The organism is Flavobacterium sp., from assembly GCF_035456085.1.
In the GTDB taxonomy this organism is placed as follows: domain Bacteria; phylum Bacteroidota; class Bacteroidia; order Flavobacteriales; family Flavobacteriaceae; genus Flavobacterium.
Window position 1 is genome coordinate 1 of sequence record NZ_DATIDY010000261.1, and the last position, 6,171, is coordinate 6,171.

6 protein-coding genes are annotated in these 6,171 nt (G+C 32.6%); 1 reads left to right on the top strand and 5 read right to left on the bottom strand.

Going from position 1 to position 6,171, the window contains the following annotated elements; all coding sequences use genetic code 11:
• Positions 1 to 203 precede the first annotated feature (203 nt).
• Complete coding sequence (locus VLC96_RS18695) at positions 204 to 1,319, top strand: ATP-binding protein (RefSeq protein WP_325265358.1); 1,116 nt, start codon at positions 204 to 206, stop codon at positions 1,317 to 1,319.
• A 68-nt stretch (positions 1,320 to 1,387) separates the two neighbouring features.
• Here VLC96_RS18695 and VLC96_RS18700 read toward each other — a convergent pair whose 3' ends face one another.
• The 5 genes from VLC96_RS18700 to VLC96_RS18720 all read right to left on the bottom strand — a co-directional run bounded on the left by VLC96_RS18700 (position 1,388) and on the right by VLC96_RS18720 (position 6,116).
• On the bottom strand, positions 1,388 to 3,415 hold the full coding sequence (locus VLC96_RS18700) for a M3 family metallopeptidase (RefSeq protein WP_325265359.1): 2,028 nt from the start codon (positions 3,413 to 3,415) through the stop codon (positions 1,388 to 1,390).
• Positions 3,416 to 3,690: 275 nt separating this feature from the next.
• Positions 3,691 to 4,176 carry a 5-(carboxyamino)imidazole ribonucleotide mutase gene (gene purE, locus VLC96_RS18705; protein WP_325265360.1) on the bottom strand — a complete coding sequence of 162 codons (486 nt, stop codon included), beginning with the start codon at positions 4,174 to 4,176 and terminating at the stop codon, positions 3,691 to 3,693.
• A gap of 49 nt (positions 4,177 to 4,225) precedes the next feature.
• A complete protein-coding gene (locus tag VLC96_RS18710) occupies positions 4,226 to 5,383 on the bottom strand; it encodes a 5-(carboxyamino)imidazole ribonucleotide synthase (RefSeq protein WP_325265361.1) in 1,158 nt (385 codons plus the stop codon).
• A 63-nt stretch (positions 5,384 to 5,446) separates the two neighbouring features.
• On the bottom strand, positions 5,447 to 5,878 hold the full coding sequence (locus tag VLC96_RS18715) for a type II toxin-antitoxin system VapC family toxin (protein ID WP_325265362.1): 432 nt from the start codon (positions 5,876 to 5,878) through the stop codon (positions 5,447 to 5,449).
• Positions 5,868 to 6,116, bottom strand: a complete 249-nt coding sequence (locus VLC96_RS18720) for a DUF6364 family protein (RefSeq protein ID WP_325265363.1) — start codon at positions 6,114 to 6,116, stop codon at positions 5,868 to 5,870. The genes VLC96_RS18715 and VLC96_RS18720 overlap by 11 nt, the downstream gene beginning before the upstream one ends.
• Positions 6,117 to 6,171: the final 55 nt, after the last annotated feature.

Genomic DNA, 6,171 nt, shown 5'->3' on the forward strand with positions numbered 1-6,171 from the left:
AAAAATAAATGAAAGTTTGTTTTAGATTTATTTAGTTTTAGATTTATTTATTTGCTCCAAAATATTAATTGGGTATTTAAAAAAATCAATTTTGGTGAATACATTCACTGAAAAATATATAAAATTGGTGAATATGTTCACTAAAATTGATTAAAATTGGTGAATAGTAATTATTTGCATATATTTGTTTTAAATTTATAACTATGATTTTTAGAGATTTAACTTCAAGGATTAAAGGAAATTTAAATAAAGGAAAGGCTATTTTACTTATTGGTCCACGACAAGTGGGCAAAACTACTTTGGTAAATGCTTTGTTGGAAGGTATTCCGTTTCTTTTTTTGGATGGTGATGACACTGTGGTTGTGGATACTTTGGCGAATGCCAATACAGAAACTTTAAAAAGTATTATAGGTAATTATAAGTATGTATTTATTGATGAAGTACAGCGTATTCCTAATATTGGTTTGAAGTTGAAGATTATTGTTGACCAAATTAAAGATGTGCAAGTAATTGTGAGTGGTTCATCAGCTTTTGATATCAATTATGTTACTCAAGAACCGCTTACGGGAAGAAAATTTGAATATCATTTATTTCCCATTTCATGGAATGAATTTGAGAATAGCGTTGGCTATATCAAAGCACAACAACAATTAGAACTACGTTTGTTATATGGAATGTATCCTGATGTTATTAATCATTTTGGAAATGAATATGAAATTCTGAAAAACTTGGTTTCAAGTTATTTGTATAAAGATATTCTAAGTTTAGCAGGAATTAGAAAGTCAGAAGTTTTAGAAAAAATTTTGCGAGCTTTGGCTCTGCAAGTTGGAAGCGAAGTGAGTTACAACGAGCTTTCCCAATTAGTTGGTGTAGATAAAAACACAGTGAGTAATTATATTGATTTGCTCGAAAAAGCTTTTGTGATTTTTAGGCTTAATAGCTTTAGTAAAAACCTTCGCAACGAAATTAAAGCCAATCGAAAAATTTATTTTTATGATAACGGTGTCCGTAATATGCTAATTGGAAATTTTAACGCGCTTGAATTCAGACAAGACAAAGGTGCTTTATGGGAGAATTTTTTAGTTTCAGAGCGAATAAAGACGCTTGCTTACTCCGATAGTTTGGCGAAACCGTATTTCTGGAGAACTACTTCGCAACAAGAAATTGATTATATCGAAATAAATGCAGATACGATAAATGCTTTTGAATTCAAATGGTCGCCTTTGAAAAAAGTAAAACTTCCTAAACCATTCGAAGATGCTTATCAGCCTAATTTTTTGGTTGTTACCAAAGAAAATTTCAGAGAATTTTTTAAATAAAAAAACCGAAGCATATCACTTCGGTTTATATCTAAGATCAGAAATCGTTACTTTAAAATCAAAATAATTTACAACAACCCAGCGCGTTTCAACAACGCATCAGGACTTGGTTCTTGCCCTCTAAAGCGTTTGTACAATTCCATTGGCAATTCAGTTCCTCCTTTTGAAAGGACATTATCTTTGAATTTTGTAGCAACTTCTTTGTTGAAAATGCCATTCTCTTTAAAATATTCAAAAGCATCAGCATCTAGAACTTCGGCCCATTTGTAGCTGTAATAACCAGAAGAATAGCCACCTTGAAAAATATGAGAAAAGGCTGTGCTCATCGCATTTTCTTTTACATCAGGATATAATTGAGTAGAAGCAAATTGTTCGCTTTCAAAAGTTTTGATGTCAGTGATATTGGTAGGATCTTGTCCATGCCAGCCCATATCTAATAGTCCAAAACTCAGTTGACGCATAGTTGCCATTCCTTCTTGGAAGCTCGCACTTTCTTTGATTTTTTCTACATATTCTTGTGGAATCACTTCGCCAGTTTCATAATGATGTGCGAACAAAGCTAAAGCTTCCGGTTCATAGCACCAGTTTTCCATAATCTGACTTGGTAATTCTACAAAGTCCCAGTAAACTGAAGTTCCGGATAAATTTGGATAAGTTGTATTCGCCAACATTCCATGCAATCCGTGACCAAATTCATGAAATAAAGTCGTCACTTCATTAAATGTCAAAAGTGATGGTTTGGTTTCTGTTGGTTTTGTAAAATTACAAACGTTCGAAATATGAGGTCTTTCGTTTTTACCGTCTTTAATATATTGTGATTTGAACGAAGTCATCCAAGCGCCATTTCGTTTGCCTTTTCTCGGAAAGAAATCAGCATAGAAAACAGCAACTAGCTCACCAAATTCATCTTTGACTTCATAAGTAGTAACTTCTTCGTGGTATTTATCGATGTCGAAAACTTCCGTAAATGTCAATCCGTAAAGTTTTTTGGCAATGGTAAAAGCTCCATTTAATACTTTCTCTAATTGAAAATAAGGTTTCAATTTTTCATCGTCCAAATTGAAAAGCTGTTGTTTCAATTTCTCAGAATAATAAGCTCCGTCCCATTTTTCTAATTGTTCGATTCCGTCTATTTTTTTAGCGAAAGCTGATAATTGTTCAAATTCTTTTTGGGCAGCAGGTTTAGCTTTGGCTAATAAATCATTCAAAAACGATTTGACTTTATCAGGATTTTGAGCCATTCTTTCTTCCAAAACAAAGTGAGCATGCGTTGCATATCCTAAAAGATTAGCTCTTTCAAAACGTAATTTGGCAATTTTCAAAACGATTTCCTGATTATCAAATTCATTATTTTGAAAACATCTGGCACCAAAAGCAATCGCCATTTTTTTTCGCAATTCACGATTGTCGGCATACGTCATAAAAGGCAGATAACTTGGATGGTCTAATGTGAAAATCCAGCCTTCTTTTTCTTGTTCTTTTGCTAATAACCTAGCGGCTTCAATAGTTCCTTCTGGCAAACCAGACAAATCTTTTTCATCAGTAATATGCAATTCGAAAGCATTGGTCTCGGCCAAAACATTTTCGCCGAATTGTAAACTCAACTTTGATAATTCTTTGTCAATTTCTCGCAACTGATTTTTTTTGTCTTCAGGTAAATTCGCTCCGTTTCTTGAAAAACTTTTGTATTGTTTGTCCAAAAGGGTAGCTTGTTCAGGATATAAGTTCAAAGATTCTCTTTCGTCATAAACCGATTTTACTTTTGCAAATAAATCAATATTTAAGCGAACATCATTTCCAAATTCAGATAATAAAGGAGAAACTTCCTGAGCAATTTTTTGCATTTCATCACTCGTTTCGGCCGAATTTAAATTAAAAAAGATATTTGAAATTCGGTCTAAAGTGTCACCGCTAAATGATAAAGCTTCAATTGTATTTTCGAAAGTGGGAATTTTTGTGTTATTAACTATAGTGTCGATTTCTTTTTTTGCTAATTCAATAGCCTCTTTGAAAGCGGGCAAATAATCTTCGTTTTTTATTTTCGAAAATGGCGCTGTTCCAAGCTTTGTGTCGAATTGATGGAGTAATATATTCATGATTTTAAGTTCTATTTATGTCAAATTGTTGATTGTCATATTTTTATGTATTGGAGAATAAACAAGAAAAAGATGTTAAAATTTGAAATAACTATGTGTTTTGTCGATTTTTTATATACTTTTGTCGAGTAATTAATTCTTAGAGAGTTAGTTCGCTCGAAAATTATAAACTCTTTTTGTCCCCAAATCAAAAGAAATTTATATTGATTAATACTAAATTTTTCCCCAAATTTAGAATTTACAATATTTAAAAAAGCTCCTTTTGGGAGCTTTTTTTATTTTGTCAAGTTTTCAGAAGATTTATAAACTGCTTCTTTTAGTCCTTCTTTATAAGTAATGATTCTGCCCAAAATGGTTTTGTCAGCACTTCCAATGATTTGAGCTGCAAGTATTCCTGCGTTTTTAGCTCCATTTAAAGCTACAGTGGCAACGGGAACACCGCCAGGCATTTGTAAAATAGATAAAACAGAATCCCAGCCATCAATCGAGTTACTTGATTTTACAGGAACACCAATTACAGGAAGAGGCGACATCGAAGCTACCATTCCAGGTAAATGGGCCGCTCCACCAGCTCCAGCAATAATTACTGAAATACCACGGCTGTGTGCATTTTTACTAAAATCAAATAATTTTTCAGGTGTTCTGTGTGCCGAAACAATATCAACTTCTGTTTCAACTCCAAATTCTTTTAAAATGTCTATGGCGTCTTGCATTACCGGCATATCCGATATGCTTCCCATTATTATAGCTACTTTGCTCATTTAGTTTTTTATTTAAATTTTAAGGTTTAAAGTTGAGTCTGTAATCTGATTATTGAGTACTGACTACTTTTATCATATTTTTTACGTCCTCGGCAATTTTTCTTGCTTTTGCCATATTTTCATTTACAATCGTAACATGTCCCATTTTTCTAAAAGGCCGTGTTTGTTTTTTACCATAAATATGTGGTGTAACGCCATTCCAACCCAAAATAGTTTCAATGTTTTTGTAAACTACATCACCGGAAAAACCTTCGGCGCCAACTAAGTTCACCATAATTCCCGCTACTTTACTGTCGGTATTTCCTAAAGGTAAATCCAAAATTGCTCTTAAATGATTTTCAAATTGTGAAGTATAACTGGCTTCAATTGAATAATGACCTGAGTTGTGTGGACGAGGAGCGACTTCGTTTACTAAAATTTCATCATCTTCTGTCTGGAACATTTCAACAGCCAAAAGACCAACATGATTGAATTGTTGCGAAACATTCAAAGCTATTGCTCTTGCTTTTTCAGCCACATTTATATCTATTCGGGCAGGACAAATTACATATTCTACCTGATTAGCTTCGGGATGAAACTCCATTTCAACTACTGGATATGTTTTTATTTCGCCTTGTGGATTGCGACAAACAATTACTGCCAATTCGTTTTTGAAAGGCACCATCGTTTCTGCAATACATTCTACATTTGGTAAATTTTCTAAATCAGAGGTTTGTCTTATGATTTTTACGCCGTTTCCATCATAGCCAAATTCAGTACATTTCCACACAAAAGGAAGCTGGATTTTGGATTCTACTAAATCAACTACCAAGTCTTTTAAGGTTGGATATCTTTTAAAAGGAGCTGTCGGAATATTATTTTTGATATAAAAATCTTTCTGAACGCCCTTGTTCTGAATCAATCTCAAGGTTTGTGGCGACGGATATACTTTTGTGCCTTCCTTTTCTAATTTCTCTAAAGCATCAAGATTGACCAATTCAATTTCGAAAGTCAAAACATCAACTTGTTTTCCAAAATTATAAACGGTTTCAAAATCCATCAAATCGCCTTTAAAAAAATGATTACAAGCTATTTTAGAAGGAGCCTCATCACTCGGATCTAAAACATAAGTTTGTATGTCAAATTTTCGGGTGTCAAACAAAAGCATTTTGCCTAATTGTCCTCCGCCGAGGATTCCTAATTTAAATTCAGAAGAAAAATAATTCATTTGTTGTAGTTATTTTTTTTAATGGTCAAATGCAGTCGCTTTGCTCGTACCATTCTTTGTGTATTAATTATTGGTATTTATTTTGGTTAAAAATTCATCGGGCGTTAAAACGGTAATTTCAGAATTTTTAAAATCTTTTAAATCTCTTGTTATAATGCAATCCATATTATGAATGGATTGAGCTGCTGTAATTTGAATGGCGTCTTCAAAATCTTTATGACTTGATTTTAGGCTTTTTTTTAAAACGGTTTCCGTTATTGGAATAATAGAAATTGTTTCTAATAAGTCTTCAATAATGGAGCGCAGTTCCTTTTCGTCAACCATTTTTTTTGCAATGTAATGTAAGGTTGCAATTGAATTGGAGGTTGAGTACATTTTAATTCTTTTTCTTTGACAATAATCAAAGATTAAAATAGCATCTTTTGCAAATGGGGCTCTATTGGCAACAATATCAACTAAAATATTGGTATCTAAAAAAATCTGATTAAATACCATACTTTTCTTTGTAATATTCGTCTCTTGCTTTGTTTTCGTCAAAATCTTCTGGAAGTGTAATCCTGCCAATCAATTTTTTTACTTTCGGATGTATTTCGTCTTCTTTTTCTGATTTCGAAGTTAAGTTTTCAAAATAAGCTTCAACCAGTTCAGATAAGCTTCTGCCGGTTTGTTTTGCATACGATTTTGCTTTTTCAATTACCTCTTTGTCTAACGATAAAGTGAGTTTGGTATTCATAATACGTATATTTTTCACAAAAGTACGTAATAATTTATTTTTGATTGTTCATTTT

Excerpts from the sequence above, each read along its gene's own strand:
- VLC96_RS18695 (WP_325265358.1), top strand. The coding sequence starts at position 204 with ATGATTTTTAGAGATTTAACTTCAAGGATTAAAGGAAATTTAAATAAA.
- VLC96_RS18700 (WP_325265359.1), bottom strand. The coding sequence starts at position 3,415 with ATGAATATATTACTCCATCAATTCGACACAAAGCTTGGAACAGCGCCA.
- purE (WP_325265360.1), bottom strand. The coding sequence starts at position 4,176 with ATGAGCAAAGTAGCTATAATAATGGGAAGCATATCGGATATGCCGGTA.
- VLC96_RS18710 (WP_325265361.1), bottom strand. The coding sequence starts at position 5,383 with ATGAATTATTTTTCTTCTGAATTTAAATTAGGAATCCTCGGCGGAGGA.
- VLC96_RS18715 (WP_325265362.1), bottom strand. The coding sequence starts at position 5,878 with ATGGTATTTAATCAGATTTTTTTAGATACCAATATTTTAGTTGATATT.
- VLC96_RS18720 (WP_325265363.1), bottom strand. The coding sequence starts at position 6,116 with ATGAATACCAAACTCACTTTATCGTTAGACAAAGAGGTAATTGAAAAA.